This window comes from Microbacterium sp. Bi121 (assembly GCF_918698005.1).
Lineage (GTDB): Bacteria > Actinomycetota > Actinomycetes > Actinomycetales > Microbacteriaceae > Microbacterium.
This window is the reverse complement of record NZ_CAKKLJ010000012.1, coordinates 1-16,884: the sequence shown is the minus strand read 5'-3', so window position 1 is coordinate 16,884 and position 16,884 is coordinate 1. Positions and strand designations below refer to the sequence as shown.

The 16,884-nt window shown below is 66.8% G+C and carries 18 protein-coding genes, 2 tRNA genes and 1 pseudogene; 13 read left to right on the top strand and 8 right to left on the bottom strand.

All coding sequences use genetic code 11. The annotated features are described in order from the left end of the window. The first annotated feature begins 22 nt into the window (after window positions 1–22). The 8 genes from gyrB (at window position 23) to LQZ87_RS14390 (ending at window position 8,261) form a co-directional block, all read left to right on the top strand. Complete coding sequence (gene gyrB / locus LQZ87_RS14425) at window positions 23–2,068, top strand: DNA topoisomerase (ATP-hydrolyzing) subunit B (protein WP_230104139.1); 2,046 nt, start codon at window positions 23–25, stop codon at window positions 2,066–2,068. A 49-nt stretch (window positions 2,069–2,117) separates the two neighbouring features. Then, window positions 2,118–4,679 (top strand): DNA gyrase subunit A, encoded by a 2,562-nt coding sequence (gene gyrA / locus LQZ87_RS14420; protein ID WP_230104138.1) that lies wholly within the window; start codon window positions 2,118–2,120, stop codon window positions 4,677–4,679. Further along, the gene (locus LQZ87_RS14415; RefSeq protein ID WP_230104137.1) at window positions 4,676–5,080 is read left to right on the top strand and encodes a DUF3566 domain-containing protein; all 405 of its coding nucleotides are present in this window, start codon (window positions 4,676–4,678) and stop codon (window positions 5,078–5,080) included. Before gyrA ends, LQZ87_RS14415 begins: the two co-directional genes overlap by 4 nt. 142 nt (window positions 5,081–5,222) lie before the next feature. Beyond that, a complete protein-coding gene (locus tag LQZ87_RS14410) occupies window positions 5,223–6,518 on the top strand; it encodes a sensor histidine kinase (RefSeq protein WP_230104136.1) in 1,296 nt (431 codons plus the stop codon). Continuing rightward, on the top strand, window positions 6,506–7,225 hold the full coding sequence (locus LQZ87_RS14405) for a response regulator transcription factor (RefSeq protein WP_230104135.1): 720 nt from the start codon (window positions 6,506–6,508) through the stop codon (window positions 7,223–7,225). Before LQZ87_RS14410 ends, LQZ87_RS14405 begins: the two co-directional genes overlap by 13 nt. Further along, entirely contained in the window at window positions 7,222–8,034 is an 813-nt protein-coding gene (locus LQZ87_RS14400; protein WP_230104134.1) for a DUF4097 domain-containing protein, read from the top strand. The genes LQZ87_RS14405 and LQZ87_RS14400 overlap by 4 nt, the downstream gene beginning before the upstream one ends. A 53-nt stretch (window positions 8,035–8,087) precedes the next feature. Then, a tRNA-Ile gene (locus tag LQZ87_RS14395) sits at window positions 8,088–8,161 on the top strand. Between the two features lie 27 nt (window positions 8,162–8,188). Next, a tRNA-Ala gene (locus LQZ87_RS14390) sits at window positions 8,189–8,261 on the top strand. Window positions 8,262–8,290: 29 nt separating this feature from the next. Here the strand turns inward: LQZ87_RS14390 and LQZ87_RS14385 are convergent. The 4 genes from LQZ87_RS14385 to LQZ87_RS14370 all read right to left on the bottom strand — a co-directional run bounded on the left by LQZ87_RS14385 (window position 8,291) and on the right by LQZ87_RS14370 (window position 10,037). Next, window positions 8,291–8,653: a hypothetical protein gene (locus LQZ87_RS14385; RefSeq protein ID WP_230104133.1), complete on the bottom strand. Its 363-nt coding sequence runs from the start codon at window positions 8,651–8,653 to the stop codon at window positions 8,291–8,293. 148 nt (window positions 8,654–8,801) lie between these two features. Further along, on the bottom strand, window positions 8,802–8,966 hold the full coding sequence (locus LQZ87_RS14380) for a hypothetical protein (protein ID WP_230104132.1): 165 nt from the start codon (window positions 8,964–8,966) through the stop codon (window positions 8,802–8,804). Between the two features lie 78 nt (window positions 8,967–9,044). Continuing rightward, window positions 9,045–9,695 carry a response regulator transcription factor gene (locus LQZ87_RS14375; protein ID WP_230104131.1) on the bottom strand — a complete coding sequence of 217 codons (651 nt, stop codon included), beginning with the start codon at window positions 9,693–9,695 and terminating at the stop codon, window positions 9,045–9,047. Between the two features lie 12 nt (window positions 9,696–9,707). Then, window positions 9,708–10,037: a hypothetical protein gene (locus LQZ87_RS14370; RefSeq protein WP_230104130.1), complete on the bottom strand. Its 330-nt coding sequence runs from the start codon at window positions 10,035–10,037 to the stop codon at window positions 9,708–9,710. 224 nt (window positions 10,038–10,261) lie between these two features. Here LQZ87_RS14370 and LQZ87_RS14365 point away from each other — a divergent pair, with 224 nt between their 5' ends. The 3 genes from LQZ87_RS14365 (at window position 10,262) to LQZ87_RS14355 (ending at window position 12,780) form a co-directional block, all read left to right on the top strand. Beyond that, window positions 10,262–11,371, top strand: a complete 1,110-nt coding sequence (locus LQZ87_RS14365; RefSeq protein ID WP_230104165.1) for a histidine kinase — start codon at window positions 10,262–10,264, stop codon at window positions 11,369–11,371. Between the two features lie 135 nt (window positions 11,372–11,506). Continuing rightward, window positions 11,507–11,776 (top strand): hypothetical protein, encoded by a 270-nt coding sequence (locus LQZ87_RS14360; protein WP_230104129.1) that lies wholly within the window; start codon window positions 11,507–11,509, stop codon window positions 11,774–11,776. A gap of 107 nt (window positions 11,777–11,883) precedes the next feature. Further along, window positions 11,884–12,780, top strand: a complete 897-nt coding sequence (locus tag LQZ87_RS14355; RefSeq protein ID WP_230104128.1) for an alpha/beta hydrolase — start codon at window positions 11,884–11,886, stop codon at window positions 12,778–12,780. Between the two features lie 70 nt (window positions 12,781–12,850). Here LQZ87_RS14355 and LQZ87_RS14350 read toward each other — a convergent pair whose 3' ends face one another. Both LQZ87_RS14350 and LQZ87_RS14345 read right to left on the bottom strand, forming a co-directional pair. Next, window positions 12,851–13,924 carry a 3-deoxy-7-phosphoheptulonate synthase gene (locus LQZ87_RS14350; RefSeq protein ID WP_290368282.1) on the bottom strand — a complete coding sequence of 358 codons (1,074 nt, stop codon included), beginning with the start codon at window positions 13,922–13,924 and terminating at the stop codon, window positions 12,851–12,853. Between the two features lie 295 nt (window positions 13,925–14,219). Continuing rightward, a complete protein-coding gene (locus LQZ87_RS14345; protein WP_230104127.1) occupies window positions 14,220–14,663 on the bottom strand; it encodes a hypothetical protein in 444 nt (147 codons plus the stop codon). Between the two features lie 101 nt (window positions 14,664–14,764). Here LQZ87_RS14345 and LQZ87_RS14340 point away from each other — a divergent pair, with 101 nt between their 5' ends. After that, entirely contained in the window at window positions 14,765–15,898 is a 1,134-nt protein-coding gene (locus tag LQZ87_RS14340) for an aminotransferase class V-fold PLP-dependent enzyme (RefSeq protein ID WP_230104126.1), read from the top strand. A gap of 94 nt (window positions 15,899–15,992) precedes the next feature. Next, the gene (locus LQZ87_RS14335; protein WP_230104125.1) at window positions 15,993–16,415 is read left to right on the top strand and encodes an NUDIX domain-containing protein; all 423 of its coding nucleotides are present in this window, start codon (window positions 15,993–15,995) and stop codon (window positions 16,413–16,415) included. On the opposite strand, the gene LQZ87_RS14330 is transcribed toward LQZ87_RS14335, so the two are convergent. Both LQZ87_RS14330 and LQZ87_RS15260 read right to left on the bottom strand, forming a co-directional pair. Beyond that, window positions 16,412–16,780, bottom strand: a complete 369-nt coding sequence (locus LQZ87_RS14330; RefSeq protein ID WP_230104163.1) for a YbaK/EbsC family protein — start codon at window positions 16,778–16,780, stop codon at window positions 16,412–16,414. The two genes, LQZ87_RS14335 and LQZ87_RS14330, sit on opposite strands and share 4 nt — an antisense overlap. Before the next feature lie 3 nt (window positions 16,781–16,783). Then, window positions 16,784–16,884, bottom strand: a pseudogene (locus LQZ87_RS15260) (DNA helicase); the annotation flags it as partial.

Below are 16,884 nucleotides of genomic sequence, written 5' to 3'. Positions count from 1 at the left end.
TCGATGTGGAGAACGCCCTCTGATGACGCCTGAAATTCCTGCTGACGAGCCTGAATCCACTAACGGTCACACCCCGGCGACGGAGCCGTCCACCGATTACGGTGCCGACCAGATTCAGATCCTCGAAGGCCTCGAAGCCGTGCGCAAACGCCCCGGCATGTACATCGGGTCCACGGGCCCGCGTGGTCTGCACCACCTGGTCTACGAGATCGTCGACAACTCCGTCGACGAAGCACTCGCGGGCTACGCCGACACGATCCTGGTGACGATCCTCGCCGACGGCGGCGTTCGTGTCGTCGACAACGGTCGTGGCATCCCCACAGACCCGCACTCCTCCGACCCGAACAAGTCGACCGTCGAGGTCGTGCTCACGATCCTGCACGCCGGTGGAAAGTTCGGCGGCGGCGCGTATGCCGTCTCCGGCGGTCTGCACGGTGTCGGCTCGTCCGTCGTGAACGCACTGTCGACCCGCTTCGACGTCACGGTGAAGCAGAAGGGCTTCGCCTGGCACCACAGATTCGCGGATGGCGGTGTTCCCCAGCAGAAGCTCGAGAAGGGTGAGCCGACCGACGCCACCGGCACCGACATCACGTTCTGGCCGGATCCCGAGATCTTCACCGAGTCCGTCGAGTTCGAGTACGACGTACTGCGCACCCGCTTCCAGCAGATGGCGTTCCTCAACAAGGGGCTGCGCATCGAGCTGCACGACGAGCGCGAGGGTGCGACCTACGAGGTAGAAGAGGACGGCCAGGCGGTCACGAAGCAGCGCAGCGACGTCTTCCTCTACGAGCGCGGCCTCGTCGACTACGTCGAGTACCTGAACAAGGTGCGTCACGCCGAGGTCGTCACCGAGGAGATCATCGACTTCGAGGCCGAGGACACCGAGCGCAAGATCTCGCTCGAGATCGCGATGCAGTGGACGACCGGGTACTCCGAGAACGTCTACACCTACGCCAACACGATCAACACTCACGAGGGCGGCACTCACGAAGAGGGCTTCCGTGCTGCACTGACGACGCTCGTCAACAAGTACGCCCGTGCCAACAACCTCCTCAAGGAGAAGGATGACAACCTCTCCGGCGACGACGTCCGCGAGGGTCTGACGGCCGTCATCTCCATCAAGCTCGGCGAGCCCCAGTTCGAGGGGCAGACCAAGACGAAGCTCGGCAACACCGAGGCGAAGGCGTTCGTCCAGAAGGTCGTCGGCGATCAGCTCGGCGACTGGTTCGAGCGCAACCCCGCCCAGGCGAAGAACGTGATCCGCAAGGCGATCGACGCGGCGACCGCTCGGCTCGCCGCTCGCAAGGCTCGCGAGACAGCGCGTCGCAAGAGCGTGTTCGAGTCGGCGGCGATGCCCGACAAGCTCAAGGACTGCACGAGCAAGGACCCGTCGATCAGCGAGATCTTCCTCGTCGAGGGAGATTCGGCCGGCGGCTCGGCCGTGCAGGGACGCGACCCGCACACGCAGGCGATCCTGGCGCTGCGAGGCAAGATCCTCAACGTCGAGCGCGCACGTCTCGACAAGGCTCTGGCCAACAAGGAAGTCCAGGCGATGATCCAGGCCTTCGGCACCGGCATCGGCGAGGACTTCGACATCGAGAAGGCCCGCTATCACAAGATCGTCCTGATGGCGGATGCCGACGTCGACGGCCAGCACATCACGACGCTGCTGCTGACGCTGCTGTTCCGCTACATGCGCGGGCTCATCGAGGCCGGATTCGTCTACCTCGCGATGCCGCCGCTGTACCGACTGAAGTGGTCGAACCAGCCGCACGAGTACGTGTACTCGGATGCCGAACGCGACGCTCTGCTCAAGCACGGCCTCGACAACGGCAAGCGCATCCCGAAGGACAACGGCGTGCAGCGCTACAAGGGTCTCGGCGAGATGAACGCGAAGGAGCTGTGGGAGACGACGATGGATCACACCACGCGCACCCTGCGCCAGGTGACCATCGAAGACGCCGCCAGCGCGGACGAGATCTTCAGCGTGCTGATGGGCGAGGACGTCGAGTCCCGCCGCACGTTCATCCAGCGCAACGCCAAGGACGTCCGCTTCCTCGACATCTGAGGTAGGCGACTCCGGATGCTTCGACGAGCTCAGCAATCGAAAGAAACACATGACTGACGAAGAACGCACAGAGCCGGTTCACGAACACGGCAAGATCGACCAGGTCGATCTGCAGTCCGAGATGCAGCGCAGCTATCTCGACTACGCCATGGCCGTGATCGTCGGCCGCGCCCTCCCCGACGTGCGCGACGGCCTCAAGCCCGTGCACCGCCGCGTGATCTACGGCATGTACGACGGCGGCTACCGCCCGGACAAGTCGTTCTCGAAGTGCGCCCGCGTCGTCGGCGAGGTCATGGGTCAGTATCACCCGCACGGTGACACCGCGATCTACGACACCCTCGTCCGCCTCGTGCAGCCGTGGGCGCTGCGCTACCCGCTCGCGCTCGGCCAGGGCAACTTCGGCTCGCCGGGCAACATGGGTGCGGCAGCTCCGCGATACACCGAGACGAAGATGGCTCCGCTCGCGCTCGAGATGGTGCGCGACATCGAAGAGGAGACGGTCGACTTCTCGCCGAACTACGACGGGCAGACGCAGGAGCCCGACGTCCTGCCGGCGCGGTTCCCGAACCTGCTGGTCAACGGATCCGTCGGCATCGCGGTCGGCATGGCGACGAACATCCCGCCCCATAACCTCCGCGAGGTCGCGGATGCCGCGCTCTGGGCGCTCGACAACCCCGAGCTCCCGCGCGAAGAACTCCTCGAAGGTCTGATCAAGCGCGTCCCCGGCCCTGACTTCCCGACCGGAGCGCAGATCCTCGGCACGAAGGGCATCCACGAGGCGTACCGCACCGGGCGCGGCTCGATCACGATGCGCGCGGTCGTCGACGTCGAAGAGATCCAGGGCCGCACGTGCCTCGTGATCACCGAACTGCCGTACCAGGTCAACCCCGACAACCTCGCGGTGAAGATCGGTGACCTGGCGCGCGACGGCAAGGTCACCGGCATCGCCGACATCCGCGACGAGACCAGTGACCGAACCGGTCAGCGCATCGTCGTCGTCCTCAAGCGGGATGCCGTCGCCAAGGTCGTTCTGAACAACCTGTACAAGCACACGCAGCTGCAGGACAACTTCGGCGCGAACATGCTCGCGATCGTCGACGGTGTGCCGCGCACGCTCGCGCTCGACGGATTCATCGCGAACTGGATCACCCACCAGATCGACGTGATCGTCCGGCGCACGATCTTCCGCCTGCGCAAGGCGGAGGAGCGCATGCACATCCTGCGCGCCTACCTCAAGGCGCTCGACGCGCTCGACGAGGTCATCGCGCTGATCCGCCGCTCCCCCACCCCTCAAGAGGCGAACCAGGGTCTGCAGAAGCTGCTCGACATCGACGAGATCCAGGCTGACGCGATCCTGCAGATGCAGCTTCGCCGCCTGGCGGCGCTCGAGCGTCAGAAGATCATCGACGAGGCCGACGAGCTCGAGATCAAGATCGCCGACTTCAAGGCGATCCTCGCTGACGAGGCGCGCCAGCGCACCATCATCCGCGAGGAGCTCACCGAGATCGTCGAGCGCTTCGGCGACGACCGCCGCACGCACATCCTGCAGGGCTTCGACGGCGACGTCTCGATGGAAGACCTCATCGCCGAAGAGGAGATGGTGGTCACCGTCACCCGTGACGGCTACATCAAGCGCACGCGGAGCGACAACTACCGTTCGCAGCACCGCGGCGGCAAGGGCGTCAAGGGTGCGCAGCTGCGCGCCGACGACATCGTCGAGCACTTCTTCGTCACCACGACGCATCACTGGCTGCTCGTCTTCACCGACAAGGGCCGCGTCTATCGCACCAAGACGTACGAGGTGCCGGAGGCCGGCCGTGACGCGAAGGGCACGCACGTCGCGAACCTGCTCGCGCTGCAGCCGGATGAGGGGATCGCCCAGATCCTCGACCTCGCCAACTATGAGGTCGCCGACTACCTGGTGCTCGCCACCCGCGACGGCCTGGTGAAGAAGACCCGGCTGAGCGAGTACGACACCAACCGTCAGGGCGGCGTGATCGCGATCCGTCTGCGTGAGGACGACGAGCTCGTCAGCGCGATGATCGTGGATGCTTCGGATGACATACTCCTCATCAGCCGCAAGGGCATGTCGGTCCGCTTCCAGGCGACCGATGCGGCTCTGCGTCCGATGGGGCGTGCGACCGCCGGCGTCACCGGCATGAAGTTCAAGGGCGAGGACCGACTGCTCTCGGCGTCCGTTGCGACACCGGACGGCTTCGTGTTCACGGTCACCGATGGCGGCTACGCGAAGCGCACCGAGGTCGAGCAGTACCGCGTCCAGAACCGCGGTGGATACGGCATCAAGGTCGCCAAGCTCAACGACGATCGGGGCGTCCTGGCGGGCGGTCTGATCGTCAGCGAGGACGACGAGGTCTTGGTGGTTCTCTCCAGCGGCAAGGTGGTACGCTCTGCCGTGGCCGAGGTGCCCGCGAAGGGCAGAGACACCATGGGTGTTCTCTTCGCCCGGACGTCCGAGACGGACCGGATCCTCGCGATCGCCCGCAACGGAGAGCGGGGCCTCGTCGAGGACGAGGCGGAGGCGACGGCTGAGAACGACGCTCCGGAGACGGCCACGGCCCCCGACACCAACCCTGAGGAAGCAGACGCATGAGCACAGTAGCCGACAAGCTGGCTAAGAAGTCCACGCGCAAGACCGGCGGCAAGCAGGTTCGCCTGCGCCTGGTCTACGTCGACTTCTGGTCGGCAGTGAAGCTCTCTTTCCTGGCCGCGGTCGCCATGGCGATCGTGACGATGGTCTCGTTCTTCCTCATCTACCTGGTGCTGCAGGCGACGAACCTGATCACCCAGGCGGATGACTTCGTCGGCAACATCACGGACGGCTCCGTCTCGCTCGCATCGCTTCTGGGACTCCCCCAGGTCATGGCTTTCGCGGCAGTCGTCTCGATCCTCAACCTCATCGTGTTCACGGTGCTCGGCGCTGTGATCGCCGGGATCTACAACCTCGCAGTGAAGGTGACCGGCGGGCTGCTGGTCGGCTTCATGTCGAACTAGTTCTTCTCTACGAAGGGCGGATGCTGCGGCATCCGCCCTTCGTCGTTTCCGGAGCACCCGCACGTGGGGTAGGGAAAACCCGAATCGAGCTGTCCGGATTACTCGGTGTCGGCGGGCGGTGCCCGCGGCCTACGTTTGAGGCATGACCACTCAGACCGTCCCTCCAGCACCGCCGGCATCGTCGGCCGTGCCCGCCCTGGCGAAGACCCCGCCGCTGCGCATCTTCATGACCGTGCTGCACCTGGCCGGGCTCGGCGTCATCGGCGCGATCGTTCTCACGATGCTCTCGGGCCTGCTGGGTCTGGGCCTCGGACTCATCCTCGTGCTCGGCGTCGGACTCCTGTTCCTCGTCGGCTTCGTCTACTTCTTCTACGCCACCGCATGGTTCGAGGTCGGGCGCGCGAGCAGCCTGTACAGTCTCGACCTGCCTCCCCTGCGGTGGCGTGGAAGTCAGCACACCGGATTCGGCGGCTGGTTGCACTCGCTGTGGCGCCAGCTGATCGACGGGCGCACATGGCGCGCGATCGCGAACTTCGTCATCGCCTGCGTCATGGGAGCGATCGTCCTGCGCCTGTTCGAGGGCATGATCCGCTCGGCCATCGTGTCGTTCGCGCCGCTGACCGGCGCTGAGACGATCCGTGCGCCGTTCCCCTTCTTCGCGGCTGAGACCGCGGTCAGCTGGGCGCCGCTGCTGGGTGCGCTCGGCGTGGTGCTGGCCGCGGCCGCGATAGTCGGCCTCGCCCTGCTGCACCGCGTGCTCACCCGGGCGATCGTCGTCCCCAACCGCGAGGCCGAACTTCACGAGCAGGTCCGCACGACGAGCGCGCAGCGCGAAGGCGCCGTCCGCGCGGCCGATGTCGAGAGGACGCGCATCGAGCGCGACCTGCATGACGGCGTCCAGCCGCGACTCGTCTCGGTCGGCATGACCCTGGGCCTCGCCCAGCAGAAGATCGATTCCGACCCTGACACGGCCAAGGCCCTGATCGGCGAGGCCCACACCTCGACCAAGGCCGCGATCACCGAGCTGCGACAGCTCGCCCGCGGCATCCACGCGTCCGTCCTGGATGATCGGGGTCTGGATGCCGCGCTCTCCGCTCTGGCCAGCAGGTCGCACATTCCGGTGAGCCTCGACGTCCGGATGGACGGGCGCTGCAGCAGGGATGCCGAGGCCGCCGTGTACTTCTCGATCGCCGAGTCGCTGACGAACGCCGCGAAACACTCCCGTGCCAGCGAATGCCGGGTCGTCGTGCGACTGCGCGAAGGCGGAACCCTGTGGGCCCGAGTCGAGGACAACGGTATGGGCGGCGCGCAGGTGCAGCCCGGCGGGGGTCTCGACGGCATCTCGAACCGGGTGCTCGCGGCCGGCGGCACCTTCCGACTGGACAGCCCGCAGGGCGGCCCGACATCGCTGGAGGTGAGCGTGCCATGCGCATCCTGATCTGTGAGGACTCTGTTCTCCTCCGCGAAGGGCTCGTGCGACTGCTGGAGGACTCCGGTCACGTCGTCGTCGCAGCTCTCGCCGACACCGAGACGCTGACCGAGGCGGTGCAGACCACGGACCCGGAGCTCTGCATCCTGGACGTGCGGCTTCCTCCGACGTTCACCGACGAGGGCATCCGTGCTGCGCTGAGTCTGCGGCGGACGCACCCGCAGCTTCCGCTGCTCGTGCTCTCGCAGTACGTCGAGGAGCGCTACGCCAGCGATCTCATCGCGGCGCAGGTCGGATCAGCACAGGGTGGATCAGCACAGGGTGGCCCGCTCGGGTACCTGCTGAAGGATCGCGTCGCCGATGTCGCCGAGTTCGTCGCCTCTGTGGAGCGGATCGCCGAGGGGGCGACGGTGCTCGACCCCGAAGTCGTCGCCCAGCTGCTCACGCGTCGCAATCGCGACGATCGGATGCTGCAGCTCACCGAGCGCGAGCGCACGGTTCTCGCCCTGATCGCCGAGGGAAAGTCGAACCAGGCGATCGCCGGTCTGCTGTTCCTCTCTGAGGCGAGTGTCGAGAAGAACATCACCTCCATCTTCCAGAAGCTGGGCCTCGAACCGGATGAGTCGGGCAACCGACGAGTGCTCGCGGCGCTGGCGCACATCGAGAATTCGGGCGGGCCGAGCGGCTCGTCCTCGCAGACAGGAGCAGAACGATGAACGAGCAGGAGAACAGCGGCTTCAAGGCCGTGGCCATCGTCACGGCCGTCATCGGCGGCATCGCGCTCGCCGGTGCAGGAGCCACGGCGGCCTTCGGCGCAGTGCACACTGTCACCCGCGCGACGGACCAGTCCGATCGCCTGGACGTCGACGGCGTCACGGAACTCGACGTCGACGCGTCCGCCGGGGATGTCAGCATCCGCTTCGGAGACGTCGACCAGGCCGAGCTGCAGGTCACCGGATCCGATCGGGAGTGGCGACTCGAGCGAGACGAGGACGAGCTTCGCCTGTACAGTCCCGAGCGCTGGTGGGGTTGGGGCGGCGACTGGTCGTGGTTCGGAGGATGGGGCCGCGACGAGCACGTCGAGCTCGTCCTGCCGCAGGCGCTCGCCGGGCTCGACGCCGATGTGACTCTGAGCGCGGGAAGCCTGGATGTCGAGGGCGACTTCGGTGAGCTCGGTGCGGATGTCTCGGCCGGTTCGCTCTGGATCGACGGGACCGCCGATTCGCTGGATGCCGACCTCAGTGCCGGCGACGCCGAGATCAACCTCGCGGACGTCCGCGAGGCGTCGTTCGGCGTCGCAGCCGGTGACCTCGACGCTGCGCTCACGGGCGAAGCGCCCAGTGACGTGGAGATCGACGTGAGCGCCGGTTCGCTCACGCTCACCCTTCCCGATGTCGAGTACAACGTGACGCAGGATGTGAGTGCCGGTTCGCTCGACAACGGGTTGCAGACATCGTCGAATGCACGCAGCACGGTGTTCGTCGAACTGTCCGCGGGCAGCGTCGAACTGCGCCCGGCTGGCTGATCGGCCTCGATTCGGATTTTCCGTCAAACTCCGGTAAAGTCTTGGAGGTTGACGGGGCTATAGCTCAGGCGGTTAGAGCGCTTCACTGATAATGAAGAGGTCCCAGGTTCAAGTCCTGGTAGCCCCACCGTTTCCTCCAATTCAATACCCGTTAGGGGCCTTAGCTCAGTTGGTAGAGCGCCTGCTTTGCAAGCAGGATGTCAGGAGTTCGAATCTCCTAGGCTCCACAGTTTCATTCACGTCGTTCTCTTCGAATTCACTCGTCGTCTGCGGCCTTGCGATCGATCGCGTTGAGAAGCTCCTTGAGTGCCTTCTCGATCGCCTCGTGCTTGTACTGACCCGCACGGCTCTCTCCTGAGATCACCGCGCATCGGTGCAGCTGCTGGAAGTCGCCGTAGGGAAAGTGGTAGCGACCCTTGGTGTCCTCGCCCATGTCGGTGTCTTCGCCGAGATGCCATTTCGCGTACTCGGTGATTCCGTTCTTCTCGATGAAGTCGTTCTCCTGATCAGTCGACGGTGCGTGCTCGCTCCAGTCGTCGCGATCGTCGTCGGTGAACTCTCCACGACGCAGCAGTCCACGAGCGTGTGTCACCGCCGCGTCATTCAATTTCATGCTCATACCAGCAGACAACTCGCCATAGAAGCATCCACCGAGGGCGTTGACAGGCTCGTGAACTGCGCGTACGACTCGGTCACCGACAGGAACCCAGCGCGAAAGTCGACCTCAACGGGCCTCTCCAGGGTGGCGCCTTCTCTGTGTGGGGCGTCTACCCTGAGGTCATGACCGAGGTGCCTTCGATGGGCCGGAGCCTGGGCAGTTCCTTGTGCTCCACCACTGCCTCGACGACGAGGTGGTCCCCTTCGACCACCTGGCGCTCAATCGTGCGGATCTGCCGAACGCGGCTTTCCAGGTGCACGAGAAGGGCGGCCACCAGTTCGAAGGTCCGGCGACCGCCCTGCTTCGCTGATCGCTACGGTCGGTGATGAGCGCTTAGCGCAAGGGCAAAGTATCAGGCGAGTCCCGACTGGTACGCGAAGACGACGAGTTGCGCGCGGTCCCGCGCACCGAGCTTGATCATCGCGCGGCTGACATGGGTGCGCGCGGTCGCCGGGCTCAGGAACAGCCGCTCGGCGATCTCGTGGTTGCTGAGTCCCTCCGCCACGAGCGCGACGATCTCCGATTCCCGCGCGGTCAGCTGGTCGAGCTGCGGATGCGGTGTCACGGTGCGTCGCCCCGAGGTGACGAACTCCGCGATCAGCGTGCGGGTCACGCTCGGGCCGAGCAGCGCTCCCCCGTCATGGACGGTGCGGATCGCGTCGAGCAGCTGAGCCGGCGGGGTGTCCTTGAGCAGGAAGCCGGATGCTCCGACCCGCAGCGCTTCGAACACGTACTCGTCGCGCTCGAACGTGGTCAGGACGATGACGCGCGTGTCGGACAGGTTCGCGTCGGCCACAATGCGCCTGGTCGCTTCGAGCCCATCGATCCCCGGCATCCGGATGTCCATGAGAATGACGTCCGGTCGGGTCTCGACCGCCCGGTCGACGGCGGCGAGCCCGTCGGCCGCCTCGCCGACGACCTCGAAGCCGTCTTCGTTCTCGAGCAGGGCGCGCAGACCGAGGCGGACGAGATCCTGGTCGTCGACCAGCAGCACACGGATCACCTGGCACCTCCTTCAGCCGTGTTCGGCATCCCGTCGGGTTCGTCCCCATGGTTTTATCACCGAAATCGCGATCGTGAACAGCAGCGCGCTCGACGAGGCTGCGACGATGAGGGGCCAGCCGACGAACATCGCGATCGAGAGCGCGAAAGCCGGTGCCGATTCCGCCGGTGCGCCGAGCGCCGCGAACGTCAGCACGCCGAGAACGAAATGCATGCCGAACCATGCAGCGACCGAGGACAGGTGCACGATCAGGGTGACCTTGCGCGTGCGGGCACCGAGCCGCGGGAACCGGGCGCGCCCTGCAGCTGAGGGGCGAGAAAGGTGCTGTGTCGTGGTGCTCATGACTTCCAGTCTCGGCACAGCGCGCTTCCAATGCGTACGCCAACGGACGTATCTCCGAGTACGTCCTGTGCAGGGCGACGTCGTGGTGCAACCCGAACAAGCTGAGGTCATGAACAGACGAACGCTGTCGCCCCCGACTGACGCGCTCATCCTCATCGCCGGCACCAGCCTGACCCCGCGACGCACTGTCGGTGCCGCCCCGCGTCGGGCACGATGGTGAGGTGATGCGCACGACACGGAGTCTCGTCGGGAACCTTCTCCTGACCGCATTCCTCGTGCTCATCGGGCTGGGGAGCCTGCGCTTCCTGAACGCCTGGGGCAACCAGACGCACACGGTCGACGGCTGGGCTATCGTCCTCGTCGTCGCTGCAGCGGTGTCTGCCGGCGCGCTGCGGTGGTGGCCGCTGATCTCGTTCGCGATCTGCACAGTCGCCGTCACCACGTACCTCGTGCTGGGGTACCCGTTCGGGCCGATTCTGCTGAGCCTCGTCATCGCCACGTACACGCTTGCGCGGCGCGAGCGCCTCAGGATCGCGGTCATCGCTGCCGTGATCGCGCTGCCGCTGCTGGCCGTGCGGCTGTTCACGAACCCGGATGCGCTCGAGGGCTTCTGGGGGCTGGTGCCTGCGCTGGCCTGGATCGTCGTACCGTTCACCGTGGGGCTGACGCGCCGTCTCGTCGTGGATGCCGCGGAGCGCCAGCGTGCCGAGACCGAACGCCGTGCCGTCGACGATGAGCGCCTGCGACTGGCATCCGAGGTCCACGACATCGTCGGGCACGGGCTCGCCGCGATACAGATGCAGGCCGACATCGCGCTGCATGTTCGCGATCGCAAGCCCGAGCAGTCCGCCATCGCCCTCGAGGCGATCAGTCGGGCCAGCGCGGACGCGCTCGCCGAGCTGCGCGCTACCCTCGCGGCCATCGCGCCGGAGGGCGGTGCGGTGTCGCAGGACTCGCGCGCACCCACGCCGGGCCTCACCCGCATCGCGGATCTGTGCGCGCGGATGCGCGAATCCGGCATCCATATCGATCTGACGATCACCGGGGATGCCCGCACCGTCGACCCTGCGGTGGGCGTCGCCGCCTATCGCGTCGTGCAGGAGTCGCTCACGAACGTCGCCAAGCACGCGACAGAGCGTCACGCCCGCGTCGGGGTGCAGTACGAGCCGGATGCCGTGCACGTCGAAGTCGTCAACCCCACGGCATCCGTCGCACCCATCGACGAGGGCTTCGGGATCACCGGCATGCGTCGTCGCGTCGCCGACGTGGGAGGCGAGATCTCCGTGACCAGCGCCGGCGGCGAATTCCGGGTCGCTGCCGTCCTTCCCGGGTGAGCCGTTGAGTGAGCCGCCGTCCCTGGACGAGCCGGCGTACGCGCGCTGACGTACGCGAGGTTACGTCGAGCGGCAGATGGCACAGGCTGCGATCGCCGCGAGAGTCGGGGCATCCGATAACGAAGGGGGTCTCTCATGACCACTGCAGCACTCATCGCCCTCGCCGAGCAAGACCACCACTGGGGCGGATTCGACGGCCCGGGCTTCTTCTGGCCGATCTTCCCGATCGTCTGGTTCGTCCTGATCGCGGGCGGCATCATCACCGCGATCGTCCTCTCGCGCCGCCGTCACAACCTCGCACCGCGCCGCGAGGCCGAGGCGGCTCTCGCCACCCGCTTCGCCGCCGGAGAGATCGGAGAGGACGAATACCGCTCGCGCCGTGCCGTGCTGCGCGACAAGACGTAGCCGCCGTCCCACCCACCTCGGCGATGGGAGGAAAGTGGTCGGTCCCAGCGTGGAAGCCGATCACTTCCCTCCTATCACGGGGCGAGTCGATCACGTATCGTCAGAGCATGTCGACGACGACGCACACCCTGGACGTACCAGGGGCGATTCTCACTTACGACGTCCATGAACCCGAGAACGCCGGCGATCATCCGCCGCTGTTCGTCTTCGGCTCGCCGATGGGGGCGTCGGGCTTCACTCAACTGATCGCACACTTCGGCGACCGCACCGTCATCACCTACGACCCGCGCATCGCAGAGCGCAGTCACCTGAAGGACGGCGGCGAGGTGACGTACGACATCCACGGTGACGACCTCCACCGAGTGGCTGAGGCCATCGGGCTCGGCCCCGTCGACGCGTTCGCTTCGAGCGGCGGAGCCGTTGCCGCGCTCCCCTGGGTCTCGAGCCACCCCGATGACGTGCGCACGCTCGTGGCGCATGAGCCGCCGCTGACCGTGCTGCTCGAGGATGCCGAGACGATCACGAAGGTCAACGCCGACATCGTCGACACGTACCGCCGAGACGGATTCGGTCCGGCGATGGCGAAGTTCATCCAGCTGGTGAGCCAGGTCGAACCGCTGCGGGCGGATTACCTCGATCAGCCTGCCCCGGATCCGGCCCAGTTCGGTCTGCCCACGGACGACGACGGATCGCGAGATGATGCCCTGCTCGGATACAACATGGCGATGCCAGCGTTCGTGCCGGATTCCGCGGCGCTGAAAGCATCCGGCGCGCGCATCGTTCTCGCGATCGGCGCCGCCAGCGGCGGCGGGATGCCGGCACGGGGTGGGCGAGCGCTCGCCGCTCTGCTGGGTGTCGAACCTGTCGTGTTCCCCGGTGATCACGGTGGATTCGCGGCGAGCGAATGGTCGCCCGGCAACGATCCGGCGGCCTTCGCAGACACGCTGCGGGCGGTGCTCGACGGGGGTCAGTCCTCGCTCGACACGCCCGATCCCGGCCTTTGATGGGAGGAAAGTGGTCGATCGGCGTTCGAGAACCGACCACTTTCCTCCCATCATGCGCGGCGATGCAGGCTCAGCGCCGCCGGCGCACCCCGTCCGCCAGCACCGCGAAGGCGGTGGTCGTGGCATCCCAGCCCATGCAGGCATCCGTCACGCTCTGGCCGTATGTGAGCCGCGTCCGTGCCGAGACATCGAGCTTCTGCGCGCCCGCAAGGAGGTTGCTCTCGAGCATCACGCCGGCGATCGCCGCGCCGCCGGCCGCGATCTGCTCGCCGAGCTCCGAGGCGACGACGGCCTGACGCACGTGGTCCTTGCGGCTGTTGCCGTGGCTCGCGTCGATGATCACGCGCGGGGTGAGCATCGCGGCATCCAGCCGACCAGCGGCCTCGGCGACGTGAGCTGCGTCGTAGTTCGGGCCATCCGCTCCCCCGCGCAGGATGATCGATGTGTCCGGGTTGCCCGTCGTGGACACGAGACTCGCTCGGCCGTCGGCGCCGATTCCCAAGAACGCCTGCGGTGCGGATGCCGCGGCGGCAGCATCCAGCGCCACCTGAAGCCCGCCGTCCATGCCGTTCTTGAAACCGATCGGCATCGACAGTCCGGATGCCAGCTGCCGATGGATCTGACTCTCGGTGGTCCGCGCGCCGATCGCCCCCCACGTGATGAGGTCAGCGGTGTACTGCGGGCTGATCGGCTCGAGGAACTCGGTGGCGCACGGCATCCCGAGCGCCGTCACATCGCGGAGGAATCCGCGCGCCATCCGCAGCCCGGTCTCGATGTCGTGACTGCCATCGAGGTGCGGGTCGTTGATGAGTCCCTTCCAGCCGACCGTCGTACGCGGCTTCTCGAAGTAGGTGCGCATGACGATGAGCAGATCGTCACGGTGCTCTTCGGCTGCTCGAACGAGGCGGCCGGCGTACTCGAGCCCGGCCGCCGTGTCGTGGATCGAACACGGGCCGGCGACGACGAGAAGCCGGTCGTCCTCCCCCGCCATGATCGCCCTGATCTCGTCGCGGGTGCGGGCGACGAGTCCCGCCCGCTCATCCCCGATCGGCAGCTCGGCGGCGATGTCGCCAGGAGACGGGAGAGTCGTGAATCTCGAGACGTGCAGGTCGGCGGTGGTCTCGATCGCAGTGATGGTGCTCATGGGTCCTGTCCTATTTCGGCAGCGGACCCGGGATGCAGAGCCCGCCGCAAACGGCGAAAGCCAGAGCGAATGCTCTGGCTTGTCGGCTCTGAAGGGTTGGTGCGCGCTAGTTCTGCGCCGGCCCCTCCAGAGCCGACTCGAAATACGCATACCAACGGGTTGTCATGCGAAGAACACTACCTCATCCCGCGGATGTCCCGCGCCGAGGCCCCCTCTGAGCATCGGCGCCCCCTCTGATTCACGCAAACCAGAGGGGGCGCCGACGGCCCGGAGGGGCCTCGGCGAGAGGCGCGCGTCAGCCCGCCGCGAGTCGCACCCGCTCGGCCAGGAACGTCAGGTCGGCGTCCGTCACGGCGGTCACCGCGTACGCGGTCGGCCATACGTTGCCGTCGTCGAGGTGAGCTGCCTGATCGAACTCGAACGTCGAGTACCGCACCTTGAACTTCGACTTCGGCTTGTAGAAGCAGACGACCTTGCCCGCCTCGTTCGCCCACGCCGGCATCCCGTAGTACGTCCTCGGCACGAGGTGCGGGGCGTTCTCGGTCACCATCGCCGAGAGTCTCTCCCCCAGCATCCGGTCGTCATCGGGCATCTCCGCGATCTTGGCAGCGATCTCGGCCGCGCCCTCCGCACGCACCTCTTCGGGGCTCTTCTTCGCCCGTGACCTGGACTTCTTGCTCTCATCCAGCTTGGCCTTCATGGCAGCGCGCTCTTCGTCGCTGAAGTTCTTCTCGCTCATGCGTCTCTCCTTCGTCTGAGAACAGATTACGAACGCAGCGAACGCTGGTGCTTCTCGATTCCTGACCGATCGCATCGACCGCCGTATGGGATGCTGGGCGCATGACCTCCCTCCCGCACGATGACGTCGACCCCGGTGGCCTGCTCGAGTACTCGGTGGTCTTCACCGACCGCTCCCTGAACCACATGTCCGCCCGTTTCGTCGGCGTGATGCAGCAGCTGCTCGGCATCCTCGACGAGGCCTACGGCGCGCACACGTCTGCGGTCGTCCCGGGAGGTGGCACATACGCGATGGAGGCGGTCGCCCGCCAGCTCGCGACCGGTCGCCGCACCCTCGTCGTGCGGAACGGTCTGTTCTCGTTCCGCTGGTCGCAGATCCTGGATGCCGCCGGCATCAGCGACGACGTCACCGTGCTCACCGCCCGGCCGGACAGCGACGACGTGCAGGCGGCCTGGTCCCCGACGCCGATCGACGAGGTCGTCGCGGCGGTTCGCGCTCGCCGTCCTGAGGTCGTCTTCGCTCCGCATGTCGAGACCGCGGCCGGCATGATCCTGCCGGACGACTACGTGCGTGCGCTCGCCGATGCGGTGCACGAGGTCGGCGGCCTGCTGGTGCTGGACTGCATCGCCTCGGGTGCGATGTGGGTCGACATGAAGGCGCTCGGCGTCGATGTGCTGCTCAGCGCTCCGCAGAAGGGCTGGAGCGGAACGCCGGCCGCGGGGTACGTCATGCTGAGCGAGGCGGGTCGGGATGCCGTCATCAACCGTCCGTCGACGAGCTTCGCGATCGACCTCGCCAAGTGGCTGGCGATCGCCGACGAGTACCGTGCCGGTCGCCCTGCGTACCACGCGACGATGCCGACCGATGCGCTGGTGCGCAACCTCGCCGCCATGGTCGAGACGCGCGATCGCGGATTCGAGCAGCTTCGTGCGGCCCAGGTCGAACTCGGTTCGCGGGTTCGCAGCCTCCTCGCCGAGCGTGGTCTGCCGTCGGTCGCAGCCTCCGAGTTCGCCGCCCCCGGCGTCGTCGTCGTGCACACGGATGATCCCGCACTGAAGTCCGGTGCCGCATTCAAGGAACAGGGGCTCCAGATCGCAGCCGGCGTGCCCCTGCACTGCGACGAGCCTGAGGGCTTCTCGACATTCCGCATCGGCCTGTTCGGACTCGACAAACTCGCCGACGTCGACGGAACGGTCGCGCGCCTGGAGAAAGCGGTCGACGCGATGGGGCGCTGAGACGGACCCTGCACGCTGGGAGGTGCCCCGTGACGCCACCCGGATGCGCGACAAGCGGCACGAAGCGACACCCGCGTCGCACTATGGTTGACCCATGGATCTGCGCGTCGCGGCGTACGCGGTCATCACCGATGATGACGGCAGGGTGCTGCTGGCGCGCTGGGTCGACGGTCGCCGTGCCGCCTGGACGATGCCAGGCGGCGGGCTCGAGGCCGGCGAGGACCCAGAAGACGCCATGCGCCGCGAGGTCGACGAGGAGACCGGGTACACGGCGCGTGTCGGCGACCTGCTCGGCATCAATTCGCGCGTGATCCCGGCGAACCGACGGTCACATCGGTCGGATGCTCCGCTGCACACCCTGCGGATCGTCTACTCGGCCACCATCACGGGTGGAAGCCTGAGGTTCGAGGAGCACGGAACGACCGACAGGGCAGGGTGGTTCACGCTGGCCGAGGTCAAGGAGCTTCAGCGCGTCAAGCTCGTCGACATCGCGCTCCGGATGGCCGGGCTCTTCTAGAGAGCTTCGGGAACCGAGATGTCGGCGACGGTAGCGCCGTAGGCGGCGATCAGCGCGTCGGCGTCGACGAACAGACTGTAGCCGTGGGCGCCGGCGCCCATCGCGATGCGCTCGCCGACGATCGACTCATCGGCGTAGGTCGGCCAGTCGGTCGTGCTGCCGACGGGAACGATGGTACCGCGCTCGTAGCCCGTCGCCGCAAGGGCGAGCTCGGGCTCCGGCAGCCGCAGCTTGTTCACGCCCACGAGGGCACGCAGCTTCGGCCAGGAGATCGAGCGGCCACCGGGGATCAGCGCGAAAAGGTACGTGTTGTCGCTGCGCTTGACCACGAGCGTCTTGACGATCCCGGACCCGGTCGAGGGGATCGGTCACGCGTCGGGGGCTGCGAGCGGGTCGTCCGCGACCCAGAGCTCGTCATCCGTGCGCAGTGCCTGCCATGCGGCGTAGAGAACGCCGGCCGCTGCGGCAG

What these genes read in the sequence shown, in the direction of transcription:
- LQZ87_RS14355 (WP_230104128.1), top strand. Translation starts at nt 11,884, where the DNA reads ATGTCGACGACGACGCACACCCTGGACGTACCAGGGGCGATTCTCACT.
- LQZ87_RS14340 (WP_230104126.1), top strand. Translation starts at nt 14,765, where the DNA reads ATGACCTCCCTCCCGCACGATGACGTCGACCCCGGTGGCCTGCTCGAG.
- LQZ87_RS14345 (WP_230104127.1), bottom strand. Translation starts at nt 14,663, where the DNA reads ATGAGCGAGAAGAACTTCAGCGACGAAGAGCGCGCTGCCATGAAGGCC.
- LQZ87_RS14350 (WP_290368282.1), bottom strand. Translation starts at nt 13,924, where the DNA reads ATGAGCACCATCACTGCGATCGAGACCACCGCCGACCTGCACGTCTCG.
- LQZ87_RS14405 (WP_230104135.1), top strand. Translation starts at nt 6,506, where the DNA reads ATGCGCATCCTGATCTGTGAGGACTCTGTTCTCCTCCGCGAAGGGCTC.
- LQZ87_RS14360 (WP_230104129.1), top strand. Translation starts at nt 11,507, where the DNA reads ATGACCACTGCAGCACTCATCGCCCTCGCCGAGCAAGACCACCACTGG.
- LQZ87_RS14365 (WP_230104165.1), top strand. Translation starts at nt 10,262, where the DNA reads ATGCGCACGACACGGAGTCTCGTCGGGAACCTTCTCCTGACCGCATTC.
- LQZ87_RS14410 (WP_230104136.1), top strand. Translation starts at nt 5,223, where the DNA reads ATGACCACTCAGACCGTCCCTCCAGCACCGCCGGCATCGTCGGCCGTG.
- gyrB (WP_230104139.1), top strand. Translation starts at nt 23, where the DNA reads ATGACGCCTGAAATTCCTGCTGACGAGCCTGAATCCACTAACGGTCAC.
- LQZ87_RS14415 (WP_230104137.1), top strand. Translation starts at nt 4,676, where the DNA reads ATGAGCACAGTAGCCGACAAGCTGGCTAAGAAGTCCACGCGCAAGACC.
- LQZ87_RS14370 (WP_230104130.1), bottom strand. Translation starts at nt 10,037, where the DNA reads ATGAGCACCACGACACAGCACCTTTCTCGCCCCTCAGCTGCAGGGCGC.
- LQZ87_RS14400 (WP_230104134.1), top strand. Translation starts at nt 7,222, where the DNA reads ATGAACGAGCAGGAGAACAGCGGCTTCAAGGCCGTGGCCATCGTCACG.
- gyrA (WP_230104138.1), top strand. Translation starts at nt 2,118, where the DNA reads ATGACTGACGAAGAACGCACAGAGCCGGTTCACGAACACGGCAAGATC.
- LQZ87_RS14385 (WP_230104133.1), bottom strand. Translation starts at nt 8,653, where the DNA reads ATGAGCATGAAATTGAATGACGCGGCGGTGACACACGCTCGTGGACTG.
- LQZ87_RS14335 (WP_230104125.1), top strand. Translation starts at nt 15,993, where the DNA reads ATGGATCTGCGCGTCGCGGCGTACGCGGTCATCACCGATGATGACGGC.